Genomic DNA, 15,427 nt, shown 5'->3' with positions numbered 1-15,427 from the left:
ACCTACGCGTGCAGCGCCGTGTTCAGCTGCACGCCCCGGCCAGAGCGGGACAGCGCCTCGACGGCGCCGGTGGCGGAGTTGCGGCGGAACAGCAACCCGGGCACGCCGCTGAGCTGCACGGCCTTGACCGATTGGGCGCCGTCCGCGGCGGCGCCGATCACCGACACCTTGGTTCCCGCCGTGACGTAGAGCCCTGCCTCGACGACGCTGTCGTCGCCGATCGAGATGCCGATGCCGGAGTTCGCGCCGAGCAGGGCGCGCGCGCCCACCGACACGCGCTGGGTGCCGCCGCCGCTCAGCGTCCCCATGATCGACGCTCCGCCGCCGATGTCGGAGCCGTCGCCGACCACGACGCCCTGCGAGATGCGGCCCTCGACCATCGATGCGCCCAGGGTCCCCGCGTTGAAGTTGACGAATCCCTCGTGCATCACCGTGGTGCCGGGCGACAGGTAGGCGCCGAGGCGCACCCTGGAGGCGTCGGCGATGCGCACGCGCTCCGGGGTCACGTAGTCGAGCAGGCGCGGGAACTTGTCGAGGCCGGTGATCGAGATGCCCTCGCGCTGCAGCCGGGGGCGGGCGCTGGCGAAGTCCGATGGATGCATCGGCCCCGCGGTCGTCCAGGCGACGACGGGCAGGTGCCCGAAGATGCCGTCGAGCGCGATGCTGTTGGGCTGCACGAGCAGGTGGCTCAGCAGGTGCAGTCGCAGGTAGGCGTCCGGGGTCGACGCGGGAGCGGCATCCAGATCGATCTCGACGGTGATGAAGTCGACGCGCACGCCGCGCTTCGGGTCGTCGCCGACGAACGGTTCGAGCTCGGACGGCACGATGTGGCGCTCCCGGCCGGCCGGCACTGAGCCGAGCGCCGGCGACGGGAACCAGGTGTCGAGCACCGTGCCGTCGGTCGAAGTGGTGATGAGTCCAAAGCCCCAGGCAGCGCGTTCCGTCATGGCTCAAGGCTACCCAGTGCGGGTCGGCGATAAACTCGCATGATGCCCATAGCCGACCAGACCCTGCCCGTTCCCGTGCTCGACCTCAGCGCCTCATCGATCGCCCTGACCCAGCAGCTCTGCGACATCGAGTCGGTGTCCGGCAACGAGGGCACCATCGCCGACGCGATCATGCTGAGCCTCGAGGGGGCGGAGCACCTCACCGTGCTGCGCGACGGCGACGCCATCGTGGCGAGTACCACCCTGGGCAGGGCGAAGCGTGTCGTGATCGCCGGGCACATCGACACCGTGCCGCTGAACGACAACCTGCCCACCCGGTTCGAGACCATCGACGGCGTCGAATACCTGTGGGGCCGCGGCACCGTCGACATGAAGGCGGGCGTCGCCGTGCAGCTCAAGCTCGCCGTCGAGCTCACCGCGCCGACCGTCGACGTGACCTGGATCTGGTACGACCACGAGGAGGTGTCCGAGGCTCAGAACGGCCTGGCGCGCCTCGCGAGAAACCGCCCCGACCTGCTCGCCGGCGACTTCGCCATCCTCGGCGAGCCGACGGGCTCCCAGGTCGAGGGCGGTTGCAACGGCAACCTGCGCGTCGAGGTGCGCACGTTCGGCCAGCGCGCCCACTCCGCCCGCGCCTGGGTCGGCCACAACGCGATCCACGACGCGGCGCCCATCCTTGCGGCGCTTGCCGCCTACGAGCCCCGCGACGTCGACGTCGACGGCCTGGTCTACCGCGAGGGGCTCAACGCGGTCGGCATCACCGGGGGAGTGGCGGGCAACGTCATTCCCGACGAGTGCATGGTGCACGTCAACTACCGGTTCGCGCCGAGCCGCTCGGGGGCCGAGGCCGAGGCGCACGTACGCGAGGTGTTCGCGGGGTTCCAGGTCGACCTGGTCGACCTGGCCGAAGGTGCGCGCCCCGGCCTTACCGACCCGCTCGCGCAGGAGTTCCTCGCCGCCGTCGGGGCCGACGCCAAGCCGAAGTACGGCTGGACGGATGTCGCGCGCTTCTCCGCCCTCGGAACCCCCGCCGTGAACTACGGGCCGGGAGACCCGCTCAAGGCGCACGCCGATGACGAGCGGGTCGCCGTCGAGCAGATCACCGAGTGCGAACGCGGACTGCGGGACTGGCTCTCCGCCGCCCCCGCATCGTGACGAATCGGTTGCAACTGCAATACGTGTGAAAGACACTCGTTTTCACATCGCGCAAATATGCAGGATAATGGATGTAATTCCACGAAAGGGGATCCATCATGGCAGCCATGAAGCCGAGGACCGGAGACGGACCAATGGAGGCTGTTAAGGAGGGACGCCTCATCATCGTGCGTGTTCCGCTCGAAGGTGGGGGACGACTCGTCGTCTCCGTCAACGACGCCGAGGCGAAAGAGCTGCACGACGCTCTCGCCGGGGTCGTCGCTGCCGCCTCTTAACAGCAGCACCACAGAAGCCGCTGCTTCGGCAAGCATCGCCTTCTTCCCAGCACCACCGGCAGGCCAGAACCCATGGCAGGCCCAGCACTACCGGCAGGATCGACTGCTGCCGGGCCCTTCGGCCGTGCGTTCAGTCACCGCGCTTGGTGAGCTGCAGCAGGCCGTCGCCGACCGGTGACAGCGCGCTGATCACGGCGTCGGATCCCGCGATCTCCTTGAGGAGGGTGCGGTATCCGACCGTCGTGTCATCGCGCTGCACCGGGTCGGCGACCCGTCCCTTCCACAGGGCGTGGGTCACCAGCACGGTGCCACCGGCTCGCACCAGCCGCAGGCCGTGCTCGACGTACTCGATGACCTTCCCGGCGTCGGCGTCGACCAGCACGATGTCGTACGAGCGCTCGTTCATGCGCGGAAGCACGTCGAGCGCGCGACCGGTGATCAGCCTGATGCGGTTTGCGGCGATGCCCGCCTCGGTGAACCGCTTGCGTGCCTCGAGCTGGTGCTCGGCCTCGATATCGATGGATGTCAGGTGCGCCCGCACCGCGCCGGTGAGCATCCACAACCCGCTCACACCCACGCCGGTGCCGATCTCGATGATGCTCGTCGCGTCGGTCGCTGCAGCCACGACGGCGATCTGCGCGCCGACCGCGGGGGAGACCGCGTCGATGCCGAGCTCGACGGACTGCGACCTGGCGGCGGCGATGTGCTCGCTCTCGGTGACGAAGTCGTCGGCATATCGCCAGTTGGTTTCATTGATAGACACTGTGCTGCTCCTCGGTTGGCTCCAGCGTATGGCTGGCGTTCGGGGTTTCGGGATTAGTCTGATTGCATGTTCGGGCTCACGATGGACAAGCTTCTCATTCTGGGCATACTCGCCGTGTTCCTGCTCGGACCCGACCGCCTCCCGCATTACGCGGCCCAGCTCGCGAAGCTCGTCAAGACCGTGCGCACGATGGCCGACGGTGCCAAGGATCGCATGCGCGACGAGATGGGTCCCGAGTTCGACGAGGTGGACTGGAAGAAACTCGACCCCCGCCAGTACGACCCGCGCCGCATCATCCGGGAGGCGTTGCTCGACGAGCCGGAGGTGACGCCGGCGGCGGCATCCATGCCCCGTCCCGTCGTCGAGTCGGCATACGCGAAGCGCCAGCGGCTGCTGCGGGAGGCGAAACCGACCCCGTACGACACCGAGTCCACCTGAGCGGTTCTCGGGGCTCCAGCGGCCGGTCACGGCGTCGCATCGTGCTCGGCCTGCACGCGCTGTGCCTCGGTGCGCAATTCGTCGACCACCCGGCGCACGGAGGGACGCTCGGCGCGGTCGGGTCGCAGTAGCGCCGAGATCTGGCGGGTGGCCCTGATGCCGCTGAGCGGGCGCGTGATGAGGCCGTTGCCCACCGTCGTCGTGTAGCGCGGCAGCACCGCGATGCCGTGCCCGGCCGCGACCAGCGCCTCGATGATGCCGTTGTCGAGGAACCGCTGCCCGATGCGGGCCGGCGACCCGTTGGTCACCTCGATCTCGCGCAGGATGCGGTCGTACGGGTATCCGTCCGGCGTGCCCAGCCAGACCTCGTCGACCAGGTCGCTCGCGTGCAGGGTGTTCTTCTTCGCCAGCCGGTGCCCCTCGGGGAGGCCGACGTCCATCGGCTCCTGCATCAGGGGCACGACGGCGAGGCCGCGTTCCCGCCACGACGGCAGCGTGCCGGGGGAGTCGGCGACCACGATGTCGAAGTTCGGGGTGAGGTCGGCGAAGTCGGGCAGCAGGGGATCCTGGTCGCTGCAGATCAGTGTCAGGCCCGGCAGCTCGTCGACGACGGTGAGCAGGCCGGGGAGCAGCATCTGGCCGGCGGTGGGGAAGGTCGTGAGCGTCACCTCGCCCTGGGGTGCGTGCTTGAAGTTCTCCCACAGGGCGTCGGCGCGCTCGAGGGCGACGGCGACATCGGTCGCGGTCCGTGCGAGGGCGCGGCCCGCTCCGGTGAGGATGACGCCGCGCCCCGAGCGCTCGGTGAGCGGCACTCCGGCCTCGCGTTCGAGCACCTTGAGCTGCTGCGACACGGCCGACGCGGTGCGCTGCGTCGCCCGTGCGACGGCGGTGATGCTGCCGCGTTCGGAGAGCTCCCTGAGCAGTTCGAGTCGGCGCACGTCCATGTAGGAACACTACATCGTGGGCCAAGAAAGATTCGATTGTCCTTCACGCTCACGAGGTGTGGAATGGAACCAATCATCCATCACTCCCGAAACAGTGTTCCTGTCACCCGGAGTCAGAAAGGTCAATCATGTTCGCCATCATCACCCTCAGCATTCTCAGCATCATTGGCCTCGCCAGCATCGCCGGCACGATCTCGATGACCCTCCGCGACGGCTACCGCGCGATCCCGACCCGCCCGGTCTACTAGGCCCCCGCGGCTGAGGCCGCCCCTCCCCCCGACGCAGAAGCCGCGCACGCCCGATGGGTGTGCGCGGCTTCGTCGTGTTCGGGGTGCTCGCGTTCGGGGTGCTCGCGTTGGCGCGGTGCGTCTCAGCGGACGCTGAAGCCGAGGGGCCTGCCCACGAGACCGCGTCGACCGAGGCCACCCGCGACGGCGGTGATGGCGATGGATGCGGCATCCATCGGGTCGGACACCACCACGGGCACCCCGCCATCGCCGCCCGCGCGCAACGCGACGCTGAGGGGAATCGACGCCAGCACCGGCACGGCCTCATGCCCGATGGAGAGCTGCCTCGCCACCAGGGCGCCGCCTCCCGAGCCGAACAGTTCGAGCACCGTTCCGTCGGGCTGCGGCAGTCCGGCCATGTTCTCGATCACGCCGATCACGCGCTGGCCGGTCTGGCGCGCAACGGCGCCGGATCGCCCCGCGACGTCGGCGGCGGCTGGTTGCGGGGTCGTGACGACGATGACCTGGGCCTGTGGCAGCAGCTGGCCGAGTGAGATGGCGACGTCCCCGGTGCCGGGGGGAAGGTCGATGAGCAGCACGTCGAGGTCGCCGAAGTAGACGTCGGTGAGGAACTGCTGGATGGTGCGGTGCAGCATCGGGCCGCGCCACGACACGGCGGTCGCGGAGCCGTCGGTCGTCTCGGGCAGGAACATGCCGATCGAGATGACCTTCACGCCGTGCGCGACCGGCGGCAGGATCATGCCGTCGATCTGGGTCGGCTTCGCGTTCGCGATGCCCAGGATGCCGGGGATAGAGAACCCGAACACGTCGGCGTCGATCAGCCCGACGGCCAGCCCTCGGGCGGCGAGCGACACCGCGAGGTTGGCGGTGAGCGTCGACTTGCCGACGCCGCCCTTGCCGCTCGAGATCGCGTAGATCGTGGTGAGCGAGTAGGGGCCGAACTGCATGCTCTTCTCGCGACCGCCGCGGAGCTTGTCGGTGAGGGCCGCGCGCTGCTCGGGCGTCATGACGGTGAGCCGCACGTCGGCTGCGGTGATGCCGGTGACGGATGCCGCGGCATCCGTCACATCGCGCTCGATGCGGTCTGACGCCGGGCATCCGACGATCGTCAGGCGCACGACGACGGTGGCGCGCCCCGCCGCGTCCACCGCGACCGATTCGACCATGTCGAGCTCGGTGATCGGCTTGCGGATCTCCGGGTCGATGACCCTGGTGAGGGCGGTGAGGACGCTGTCCTTGAGGGGGGACGCTGCGGGCTGCTGTGCGGCGGGCTGCTCCCGGGCGGGCTGGCCTGCGGGCGGCGGGGTGGTTGGGGGCTGGTTGCCGTCAGTCACGCGCGGTGCTTCGCTCGCGGGCGTCGCGTTCCGCGCGGTCGGCCTGCTGCTCCGCCTGCTGCTCGGCGCGCTGTTCGACGTGCTGTTCGTCGAGGTCGGCGAGCAGCGACCTGAGCTCGGCACGGATGAAGTCCTTGCTCGCCACGTCTTTCATCGCGAGCCGCAAGGCTACGACCTCACGGGCGAGGTACTCGGTGTCGTTGAGGTTGCGCTCGGCGCGTTGGCGGTCCTGCTCGAACTGCACGCGGTCGCGGTCGTCCTGCCGGTTCTGGGCGAGCAGGATGAGCGGGGCAGCATACGACGCCTGCAGCGACAGGATGAGCGTGAGCGCCGTGAAACCGAGGGCGGCGGAGTCGAACCGCCAGTCGACGGGAACGTACGAGTTGTAGACCACCCAGATGATGCAGAACACGGTGAGCCCGAGCAGGAACCATGGCGTGCCCATCGCGCGGGCGACGCCCTCGGTGAACCGGCCGAAGCGGTCGCGGCTCTGTCGCTGCCCCGAGCGGCCGAGGCCGGTGCGCAGGCCCTTGGGGGAGTCGAGCCGGTTCTCGAGGCGGTTAGCTCGTGCCATTGTTCGACCTCCTCGGGCTGCGGTTCGGTGGTGGGGTCCCGACGGCGATCGGGGTGGTCTCCGTCGAGGTGTACTGCCGCGCGCGTGCCCGCGGCGGCAGCACGGGTTCATCGTTGTCGGTACTTCGCCAGTCGTCGGGCAGCAGGTAGTCGAGCACGTCGTCGATGGTGACCACTCCGACGAGTCGCTGGTTCACATCGACGACGGGGACCGACACGAGGTTGTAGCTCGCGAGGATGCGCGAGACCTCGGCCGCCGACGCGTCGGCGCGCACGGGCTCGAGGTTGCGGTCGAGCAGCGTACCCAGACGCTCGTTCGGCGGGTAGCGCAGCATGCGCTGGAAGTGGACCATGCCGAGGAAGCGGCCGGTGGGCGGCTCGTACGGAGGAAGGGTGACGCAGACCGCGGCACCCAGGGCCGGGGCGAGCTCGTGGCGCCGGATGAGCGCGAGTCCCTCGGCGACGGTCGCGTCGGCGCTGACGATGATGGGCTCTGTGGTCATGAGCCCACCGGCGGTGTCCGGCGCGTAGGCGAGCAGCATGCGCACGTCTTCGGCCTCTTCGGGCTGCATGAGGTCGAGGAGCACCTCGCCGCGCTCGTCGCTCAGCTGGGCGATGAGGTCGGCCGCGTCATCCGGCTGCATCTGGTCGAGGACGTTCGCTGCCCGGTCGTCGCCGAGCTGGTTGAGGATGCCGACCTGGTCGGTCTCGGGCATCTCCTCGAGCGCGTCGGCGAGGCGGTCGTCGGAGAGTTCCTCCGCGACCTCGATCATGCGCTGCTCAGGCAGGTCGAGCAGGGCGTTGGCGAGGTCGGCCGGCAGCAGCTCTTCGTAGGTCGCGAGCAACTGGGTGGCGGACTGCGATTCGCCGGTGACGGTCGTGTCGCGCACCTCCGACCACTTGGCGAACGTCGTCTGGCCCTTCGCGAACGGTGACGCGCTGGTTTTCGGGCGACGGAGGAAGAGCTCGGTGATCTCCCATTCACTGGGTTCGCGCTCTTCGATCGAGATGTCCTCGACGATGGCGGTTCCGGAACCGTCGACGAATTTCATGCGACGGCCGAGCATCTCGGCGATGAGGCGCAGTTCTCCACCGCGCTGCTCGAAGCGGCGGAGGTTGATCATGCCGGTGGTGATGATCTGGCCGGAACCGATGCTCGTCACGCGGCCGATGGAGAGGAACACACGGCGCTTGCCCGGGACCTCCACCACGAGCCCCACGACGCGGGGTGGCTGCGCGTTGCGGTACACCACGATGACGTCGCGCACCCGCCCGACCTTGTCGCCAGCGGGGTCGAAAACGGAGCACCCGGCGAGCCGGGCGACGAAGACTCTCGCGGCACTCACGGGTAAAACCATATCTGGTCGATGGGACAATGATTTGGTGACCATGCCCAGCCCCTTCGCCCGACGTTCACCCGTTTCTCCCAGCCTTCCCCGCGGGGACGTGCTCGGCAGCTACGAGACCTACCTCGAGGCGCAGGCTGTCGTGGACCACCTGGCGAAGGCCGAGTTCCCGGTCAAGCAGGTCTCGATCGTGGGGAGCGGACTGAAGTCCGTCGAGCGGGTCACGGGCAAGCTCACCTGGGCCAAGGCGGCTGGCGCGGGTGCCCTCAGCGGTGCCTGGATCGGACTGTTCTTCGGCCTCGTGCTGTTCCTCTTCTCGACCGAGCCGGCGTCGTTCGTGTTCGTCGGAGCGGCGGTTCTCATCGGAGCCGGCTTCGGTATGGCGTTCGCGATCGTCTCCTACGCCCTCAATCGTCGTCGCCGCGACTTCACCTCGGTGAACCAGGTGATGGCCAGTGCGTACGAGGTGATCGTCGACCCGAACCTGACCGTGCGGGCGCAGGAACTGATGGACCGGCCACTGCCGAAGGGCTGACCGGCTCGAGGAGACCGCCCGCTGCCTAGCCGACCGCGGTCGCTGCTACCGCCCAGCAAGCCACGCTTCGACCGCATCGGCGGTCCGCGGAATGTGCACCGACAGGTTCTCTGCCCCGGTCTCCGTCACCAGGATGTCGTCCTCGATACGCACGCCGAGGCCGCGGTACTCCTCCGGCACGCTCAGGTCGTCGGGCTGGAAGTACAGGCCCGGTTCGATGGTGAAGACCATGCCGGCCTCGAGCACGCCGTCGAGGTACAACTCGCGCCGCGCCTGGGCACAATCGTGCACGTCGATCCCGAGGTGGTGGCTGGTTCCATGCACCATGTAGCGCCGGTGGAACTGGTTCTCCGGCCGCAGCGACTCCTCGGCGCTCACGGGGAGCAGTCCCCACTCGGCGGTTCGCTCCGCGATGACTGCCATCGCCGCCTGGTGGATCTCGCGAAACCGGATACCAGGACGAACGATGCGGAACGCGGCATCCGCAGCTTCCAGCACCGCCTCGTACACGCGGCGCTGCACATCGGTGAACGTTCCCGAGATGGGGAAGGTGCGGGTGATGTCAGCGGTGTAGTAGCTGTCGAGCTCGATGCCGGCGTCGAGCAGGATGAGGTCACCTGGCACCACGGGCCCGTCGTTACGGGTCCAGTGCAGGATGCACGCGTGCGGACCGGAAGCCGCGATCGTGTCGTACCCGACGGTATTGCCCTCGGCTCGCGCCCGCCGGTAGAAGGTGCCCTCGACGAGGCGCTCACCACGAGGGTGGGCGACGATCGCGGGCAGGTCGGCGATCACGTCGTCGAATCCCTGCGCCGTCGCAGCGACGGCCGCGCGCATCTCGGCGATTTCGAAGTCGTCCTTGACCAGGCGGAGTTCGCTCGCGTCCCGAGCCAGGGAGTCGTCGGTGTGCTCGTCCGCCGCGGAGTCCGCCGCGTCGGCGGTGTCACCGGGATCAGCGGCGCCCGCGCCCGCCACGCTGGCATCGGTGGGAGCGCTGGGGGTGTCGCCGGCGCTGCCAGCCTCGAGCAGCGTGCGCGTGGCGTCGACCGCGTCGGCGATCTCGCGATCGGCTCCCCGCACCACGAGCGCATTGGCATCCAGGCCATCGAGCACCGCCGCGAGTTCACTCAGGCTGCGCGTCTCGATGCCGAGGTCCGCAGTCACGTGGGCAGGCGAGGGGCGCGGCCCCGTCCAGAACTCCCCGATATCGGAGTTCGCGTAGAACTCGTCGGAATCGCGACCGGCACCCTCGCGAAAGTACAGCACGGCGGTGTGCCCGCCCGCGGTCGGCTCGTCTGCGGGAGTCTCCCCGGCGACCGTCCCACCAGGAGTCGGCGTGAGCACGAGCACGCTGCCGGGCACGGTGTCGCTGCCCCACCCGGTGAGGTGCGCGAAAGCGGAATGCGCACGATACGGGTAGTCGGTGTCGTTCGACCGCACCTTGGGGTCCCCGGCCGGAAAAACCAGGGTGCGTCCTGGATGCAGCCGGCTGATCCTCTCGCGCCGGGCGGCAGCGTACGACGCCTGTTCACGGGGAGCCGGAGTCACCTCGTCGCGCTCTGCCCAGTTGCTGCTGATGAAGTCGGAGAACACGTCGGATGCGGGCGTCGTCGATCGATTCGCCGTCGCGCGCGGGGGAGTGGTCTCGGTTGTGTCAGCCATTCCCCCATTCTCTCACCGGCCGGGAAGCCTGCCGGGAGTGACTCAGCCCGCGGGAACGAGGTGCGCGACGATCGGGCGGTGGTCGCTCCCCGCCTCGTCCAGGTCGCGGATCACCGAGAACGACGTGGCCTGCCAGTTCTCGGTGGCCATCACGTGATCGATGGGGGAGCCGAGGAGGGCGGGGAGACCGGTGGGCCAGGTGCCGACGGCGGCGTCGCCAGTCGCGGCCGCGGCATCCACGCAATCGCCCAAGTGAGTGGTCGGCTCGGTGCTGAGCCCGCGGTAGTGGTCGATCGTCGAATTGAGGTCGCCGGCCAGGATGACGTCTTCGCCGACGCACGCCTCGGCCATCCAGCGGAGGTCGCTCGACCAGTCGTCCATGTACCCGATGATCGGGGCGACCGGGTGGGCGGCGATGAAGGTGGGGCCCGTGCCGTCGTCCGGCGTGATGATGACCGACGGCACGACCGAGGTGTTGCCGCGCGTGTCGTCCACGGAGTACATGCCGAGGTCTGAGCTGGTGAGGATCGAGGTGGAACGCGCCTTCGAGACGTCGTCGAACGCCACGTGGTGCACCCACATCGGGCGCCCCGCGTCGCGCATGATGGTCGCGACCTCGATGGCGACCGCTTCGGTGGTCTCGGGCAGGGAGAGAACGTCGGCCGCCTGTTCGAGGGCGAGGTCGGCGATGACCCGGGATCCAGGTTCGTCGCCGAGGGTGTTCCAGGCCAGCACCGTGATGCCGTCGTCCGGCGCATCGCCCGCGGCGTTCCCGGTGTTGTCGCCGAACCCGCGCGTGGCGAGGACTGCGCCGGTGACCGCGATGAAGGCGAGCAGCATCACGGCGAACGATGCACCCAGCCTGCGGAACGGCCGGGCCATCACCGCGAGGAGGAAGATCACGACGAGCAGCACCACCGCGATACCGCCGGCGATCGCCCGCAGCGACACCACCTGCGCGACGACGGGCAGCATCTGCGCACCGACGAGCTGCGGCCACGCGGCGAGGAGAAGCATCGCCGCCGCGATGAGCACGAGGGCTGCGGCGAGGATGCGTCTGACCATGGGATTTTCAGCCTATCGGTGGCCGGAGCCATGACCGCGCACGCGCCGCGGTCGGGCAGTCAGGAGCGTCGGCATACGATGACAGAATGCTCGGCCCCATCGACCTCCACACCCACAGCAGCGTCTCCGACGGCACCGAAACGCCGTCGCAGCTGGTGCGGGCCGCCGTCACCGCCGGGCTGGGTGCGATCGCGATCACCGACCACGATTCGACGGCGGGCTGGACAGAGGCGTTCGGCGCAGCATCCGGAACCGGCCTCACCGTGGTGCCCGGCATGGAACTGAGCACCCAGGTCGGGTGGCGCAGTGTGCACCTGCTCGCCTACCTGTTCGATCCGGAGAACTCGGGGCTCGTCACGGAGACGGCCCGCATCCGCGAGTCGCGCCTGCGCAGGGCCGAACACATCGTCGAGCGCATCTCGGCCGACTACGACCTCACCTGGGACGACGTGCTCGCCCAGTCGGGGGAGGGCAGCACACTCGGTCGCCCGCACATCGCCGACGCCCTGGTCGCCCGCGGCCACGTGCCCAACCGCAGCGCCGCATTCGAGAGCATCCTGCACCCGCGAGCCGGATACTTCGAACCGCACTACGCCCCCGACCCGCTGAAGGCCGTGGAACTCGTCGTCGCGGCCGGCGGGGTTCCAGTGCTTGCGCACCCCGGCACCCGAGGGCGCGACGCGGTCATCCCCGAGGACCGCCTCGCCGTACTCGTTCGCGCGGGCCTCTTCGGACTCGAGATCGACCACCGCGAGAACACCACGAGCGGGCGCACCCGCCTCACCGAACTGGCCGCGAAGTTCGACCTCGCCACGACCGGCTCGAGCGACTACCACGGCGACGGCAAGCCGAACCGGCTGGCCGAGAACAGCACCGCCCCCGAGGTGTACGAACGGCTCATCGCCCGGGGAACCGGTTCGCGCCCGTACACCGGCTGAACCCGCGCTGAGCCCCGCGCGCGTGGTGAACGCTGCCCGACCACCCACGCACACGACGAACGGGGCGCCCCACGATAACCACCGTGGAACGCCCCGTCAGGACTACGCGTCGAATTCTCGCCTAGCTGGCTGCTGCCGGCGGGGTCGCGCCGGGGTTGCGGCGACGGGTGCGCTGGCGGCTACGCGAGCGCGTTCCCTCGGACTTCGCTTCGGTCGAGACGGCGTCACTCGACGCACCCGACCCCGTAGAGGCAGTGGATGCCGCGGCGCCATCGCCCTGGCCGCCCGACGCCTGCGCACCGGACCCCTGCCGTGCCGAACGCGACCGCGTACGGTCGCCGCCACCCGACGCGCCGCCGCCGTCACCGCCGCGTCCGCCCGCACCGCGGCCGCCCGACGAGTCACCGCCGCGTCCGCCCGAGCCACCACGTCCACCGTCACGGCCGCCGCGATCCGACGTCTTCGACTGCGGCTCGCGCACCCGCGCGGGCCCAGCACTCGCGAGGCGTCCCCGCGTTCCGGCCGGAATGTCGAGGTCGGTGAACAGGTGAGGAGACGACGAGTACGTCTCGAGCGGCTCCGGCTGGCCGAAGTCGAGCGCGCGGTTGATCGAGGTCCACTTGTGCAGGTCGTCCCAGTCCACGAACGTGACCGCGATGCCGGTCTTGCCCGCGCGGCCGGTACGTCCCGCGCGGTGCAGGTAGGTGTCCTCGTCGTCGGGGATGGTGTGGTTGATCACGTGCGTCACGTCGTTCACGTCGATGCCGCGAGCCGCGACATCCGTCGCTATCAGGATGTCCTTCTTGCCCGCCTTGAACGCGGCCATGGCGCGCTCGCGCTGCTCCTGGTTCAGGTCGCCGTGCACGGCGGCGGCATTGAACCCGCGGTCGTTGAGTTCCTCGACGAGCTTCGCTGCAGCACGCTTGGTGCGAGTGAACACGACGGTCTTGCCTCGACCCTCGGCCTGCAGGATGCGGGCGATGACCTCGTCCTTGTCCATGCTGTGCGCGCGGTAGATGACGTGCTTGATGTTCGCCTGCGTGAGCCCCTCGTTGGGGTCGGTCGCGCGGATGTGGATGGGGCGGTTCATGAACCGGCGCGCGAGGGCGACGATCGGGCCGGGCATGGTGGCCGAGAACAGCATGGTGTGCCTGGACGGGTCGGTCTGCGCGAAGAGCTTCTCGATGTCGGAGAGAAAACCGAGGTCGAGCATCTTGTCTGCCTCGTCGAGCACCATGACCTTGACGTCCTTGAGCGACAGCATCCGCTGGCTCGCGAGGTCGAGCAGGCGGCCGGGCGTTCCGACGACGACCTGCGCGCCGGCCTTGAGCTGCTCGATCTGGCCCTCGTATGCCTTGCCGCCGTAGATCGCGGCGATCTTGGTGGAGCGATTGGATGCCGCGAGCACGAGGTCCTCGGCGACCTGGACGCACAGCTCCCGGGTGGGCACGACGACGAGCGCTTTCACGCCGGGCTCCGGGTCGGTGCCGAGCGCCTGCAGGAGGGGGAGTCCGAAGCCGAGGGTCTTGCCCGTTCCGGTCTTGGCCTGGCCGATGATGTCCTGGCCAGCGAGCCCGAGCGGGATGGTCTGGGTCTGGATGGGGAACGGTTCGACGATGCCCTTGGTTGCGAGCGCGTCGACCATGTCCTGGTCGATCTTGAGTTCGGAAAAAGTCACGAGAGAATAGCCCTGTCGTCAGTAAGCGGTTACGCCCGCTTGGTCCTGGGGCGTAGGTGCCCCCGTCAGATAGGGGGCTTGGGCACAGTTTAGTGCGCCGGAGGGGTTACAGTGCGCAGCGCGGTGTGGGGCGCCGACGATGTCGCGGCTAGGCTAGCCGCGTGGTGTCCATTTTTCAGCGGCGAGGGAACAGCGTCGACTCTCCCCGGGTTCGCCCACGCGCCCTGAAGAACGGTGCGGAGAACGTCAACCGGGTCGCCCTCGGCGAACTCACGCCGGACCCCACCACCTACCTCGGACGGGCCGCCTACCTGCAGCTGTCGATCTTCGAGACGGCGGCGCGCGCCGTCGCCACCGCGCCCACCATCCACGGCAAGAACGCGATGAGCACGGTCGCGAAGCTGTCGATGGCGAAATACGAGGGGCTCATCCACGAGCTGCACCGCACCGGTCATGAGCCCGGCGCGACCATGGAGCCGTACACGCGCGACATCGACCGCTTCCAGCGCGTCACGGTGGGCAGCGACTGGTACGAGAACCTCGTCACCTGCTACGTCACCGCGGGGTTGCTCGACGACTTCTTCATGCGCCTCGCCGGCGGACTTCCGTCGGAGCAGGCGAGACGGGTGACCGCCGTGCTCGGAACCGACATCGGCAACGAGGCCATTGTCAAGGAACTGCGCGAGGCCATCGCGGCGAATCCGCAGCTCGCATCGCGACTCGCGATGTGGGGCAGGCGGCTCGTCGGTGACACGCTGCTCGTCGCGAGGTCGGCGCTCGCCGTGCCGGAGAACACCCGCCCAGATGAAGCGCGCCTCGAGCCGGTATTCACCGAGCTGATCGCGGCGCACACCCGTCGCATGGACGCCCTCGGCCTCACGGCCTGATCGCCTGAGATTGCGGCGACCCATTCGGTCGGTCCCGACGGATCTCGCGCTAGTACGCGACCCGAGGGGTAGAGCCGAGCAGCTTCTCGTGCAGGCGCTCGTCGGCGGCCGCACGACGACCCGGCAGCATCCTCGCGGCGACCAGCGGTGCGGCTACGGCGACGGCGATGGTGATCACCCAGATCCACCCGCCGTCGAACGGCATGCCGACCCAGGTCAGCACCGTCCATACGAGCGCGGCGGCTGCTACGCCGATTGCGGGTACGAGCGCGGCTCCGTGCGTGTGACGACCCGGCGTGATGTACCGGGCGACGACGCCCAGCACCACCGCGATCACCGCGACGAAGAAGAGTTCCATCGTCAGGCGACGAACCCCACGCGCCGTGAGCTGTCGGAACCGATCTCGACGTATCCGAGGGTCGCGGTCGGAACAAGGTAGATGCGGCCCTTGTCGTCCTTGAGCGAGAGGTGACCCGCACCGGCCTCGAGGGCTGCGGTCACGAGGCTCTCGATCTCGCCTGCCGTCTGGTTGGTCTCGAAGCTGAGTTCACGGGGGGAGTTGATGATGCCGATGCGAATGTCCACTCGCTCACATTACGACATCGCCGGTGGGCGTTCTGAACCCGTTCGTTGTCAGCG

At 69.1% G+C, this 15,427-nt stretch carries 17 protein-coding genes; 6 read left to right on the top strand and 11 right to left on the bottom strand.

Features of this window, described 5'->3' with window-relative positions:
- Positions 1–2 precede the first annotated feature (2 nt).
- The gene (dapD, locus tag G5S38_RS02300) at positions 3–947 is read right to left on the bottom strand and encodes a 2,3,4,5-tetrahydropyridine-2,6-dicarboxylate N-succinyltransferase (protein WP_165063781.1); all 945 of its coding nucleotides are present in this window, start codon (positions 945–947) and stop codon (positions 3–5) included.
- Between the two features lie 39 nt (positions 948–986).
- On the opposite strand from dapD, the gene dapE reads away from it, so the two are divergent.
- Positions 987–2,102, top strand: coding sequence for a succinyl-diaminopimelate desuccinylase (gene dapE, locus G5S38_RS02295; RefSeq protein WP_165063779.1), 1,116 nt, complete (start codon positions 987–989; stop codon positions 2,100–2,102).
- A 98-nt stretch (positions 2,103–2,200) separates the two neighbouring features.
- Complete coding sequence (locus G5S38_RS02290; RefSeq protein ID WP_165063777.1) at positions 2,201–2,377, top strand: DUF3117 domain-containing protein; 177 nt, start codon at positions 2,201–2,203, stop codon at positions 2,375–2,377.
- Between the two features lie 130 nt (positions 2,378–2,507).
- Here G5S38_RS02290 and G5S38_RS02285 read toward each other — a convergent pair whose 3' ends face one another.
- The gene (locus tag G5S38_RS02285) at positions 2,508–3,140 is read right to left on the bottom strand and encodes an O-methyltransferase (RefSeq protein ID WP_235928856.1); all 633 of its coding nucleotides are present in this window, start codon (positions 3,138–3,140) and stop codon (positions 2,508–2,510) included.
- A gap of 66 nt (positions 3,141–3,206) precedes the next feature.
- Here G5S38_RS02285 and G5S38_RS02280 point away from each other — a divergent pair, with 66 nt between their 5' ends.
- Positions 3,207–3,578 (top strand): Sec-independent protein translocase family protein, encoded by a 372-nt coding sequence (locus G5S38_RS02280; RefSeq protein WP_165063773.1) that lies wholly within the window; start codon positions 3,207–3,209, stop codon positions 3,576–3,578.
- A 26-nt stretch (positions 3,579–3,604) separates the two neighbouring features.
- Here the strand turns inward: G5S38_RS02280 and G5S38_RS02275 are convergent, their stop codons facing one another.
- From G5S38_RS02275 to G5S38_RS02260, 4 genes are all read right to left on the bottom strand, one after another.
- Positions 3,605–4,522, bottom strand: a complete 918-nt coding sequence (locus tag G5S38_RS02275) for a LysR family transcriptional regulator (protein WP_165063771.1) — start codon at positions 4,520–4,522, stop codon at positions 3,605–3,607.
- Between the two features lie 370 nt (positions 4,523–4,892).
- On the bottom strand, positions 4,893–6,104 hold the full coding sequence (locus tag G5S38_RS02270; protein WP_165063769.1) for an Mrp/NBP35 family ATP-binding protein: 1,212 nt from the start codon (positions 6,102–6,104) through the stop codon (positions 4,893–4,895).
- Complete coding sequence (locus tag G5S38_RS02265) at positions 6,097–6,678, bottom strand: DUF1003 domain-containing protein (protein WP_165063767.1); 582 nt, start codon at positions 6,676–6,678, stop codon at positions 6,097–6,099. Before G5S38_RS02265 ends, G5S38_RS02270 begins: the two co-directional genes overlap by 8 nt.
- Positions 6,665–8,023 (bottom strand): magnesium transporter MgtE N-terminal domain-containing protein, encoded by a 1,359-nt coding sequence (locus tag G5S38_RS02260; RefSeq protein WP_165063765.1) that lies wholly within the window; start codon positions 8,021–8,023, stop codon positions 6,665–6,667. Before G5S38_RS02260 ends, G5S38_RS02265 begins: the two co-directional genes overlap by 14 nt.
- 43 nt (positions 8,024–8,066) lie before the next feature.
- Here G5S38_RS02260 and G5S38_RS02255 point away from each other — a divergent pair, with 43 nt between their 5' ends.
- Positions 8,067–8,558, top strand: a complete 492-nt coding sequence (locus G5S38_RS02255) for a general stress protein (RefSeq protein WP_165063936.1) — start codon at positions 8,067–8,069, stop codon at positions 8,556–8,558.
- 45 nt (positions 8,559–8,603) lie between these two features.
- Here the strand turns inward: G5S38_RS02255 and G5S38_RS02250 are convergent, their stop codons facing one another.
- Together G5S38_RS02250 and G5S38_RS02245 are read right to left on the bottom strand one after the other, a co-directional pair.
- Positions 8,604–10,220, bottom strand: a complete 1,617-nt coding sequence (locus G5S38_RS02250; protein ID WP_165063763.1) for an aminopeptidase P family protein — start codon at positions 10,218–10,220, stop codon at positions 8,604–8,606.
- 42 nt (positions 10,221–10,262) lie between these two features.
- Complete coding sequence (locus G5S38_RS02245; protein ID WP_165063760.1) at positions 10,263–11,285, bottom strand: endonuclease/exonuclease/phosphatase family protein; 1,023 nt, start codon at positions 11,283–11,285, stop codon at positions 10,263–10,265.
- Positions 11,286–11,371: 86 nt separating this feature from the next.
- On the opposite strand from G5S38_RS02245, the gene G5S38_RS02240 reads away from it, so the two are divergent.
- Positions 11,372–12,223 (top strand): PHP domain-containing protein, encoded by an 852-nt coding sequence (locus G5S38_RS02240; RefSeq protein WP_165063758.1) that lies wholly within the window; start codon positions 11,372–11,374, stop codon positions 12,221–12,223.
- A 121-nt stretch (positions 12,224–12,344) separates the two neighbouring features.
- On the opposite strand, the gene G5S38_RS02235 is transcribed toward G5S38_RS02240, so the two are convergent.
- The gene (locus tag G5S38_RS02235; protein WP_165063756.1) at positions 12,345–13,901 is read right to left on the bottom strand and encodes a DEAD/DEAH box helicase; all 1,557 of its coding nucleotides are present in this window, start codon (positions 13,899–13,901) and stop codon (positions 12,345–12,347) included.
- Positions 13,902–14,062: 161 nt separating this feature from the next.
- Here G5S38_RS02235 and G5S38_RS02230 point away from each other — a divergent pair, with 161 nt between their 5' ends.
- Positions 14,063–14,788: a ferritin-like fold-containing protein gene (locus G5S38_RS02230; protein WP_165063754.1), complete on the top strand. Its 726-nt coding sequence runs from the start codon at positions 14,063–14,065 to the stop codon at positions 14,786–14,788.
- Between the two features lie 49 nt (positions 14,789–14,837).
- Here G5S38_RS02230 and G5S38_RS02225 read toward each other — a convergent pair whose 3' ends face one another.
- Both G5S38_RS02225 and G5S38_RS02220 read right to left on the bottom strand, forming a co-directional pair.
- Positions 14,838–15,146, bottom strand: a complete 309-nt coding sequence (locus G5S38_RS02225) for a hypothetical protein (RefSeq protein ID WP_165063752.1) — start codon at positions 15,144–15,146, stop codon at positions 14,838–14,840.
- A 2-nt stretch (positions 15,147–15,148) separates the two neighbouring features.
- A complete protein-coding gene (locus G5S38_RS02220) occupies positions 15,149–15,373 on the bottom strand; it encodes a DUF3107 domain-containing protein (RefSeq protein WP_165063750.1) in 225 nt (74 codons plus the stop codon).
- Positions 15,374–15,427 lie beyond the last annotated feature (54 nt).

This window comes from Marisediminicola senii (assembly GCF_011057645.1).
Taxonomy (GTDB): domain Bacteria; phylum Actinomycetota; class Actinomycetes; order Actinomycetales; family Microbacteriaceae; genus Marisediminicola; species Marisediminicola senii.
The sequence above is the reverse complement of the archived record's forward strand: the minus strand, read 5'-3'. Positions and strand labels throughout refer to the sequence as shown.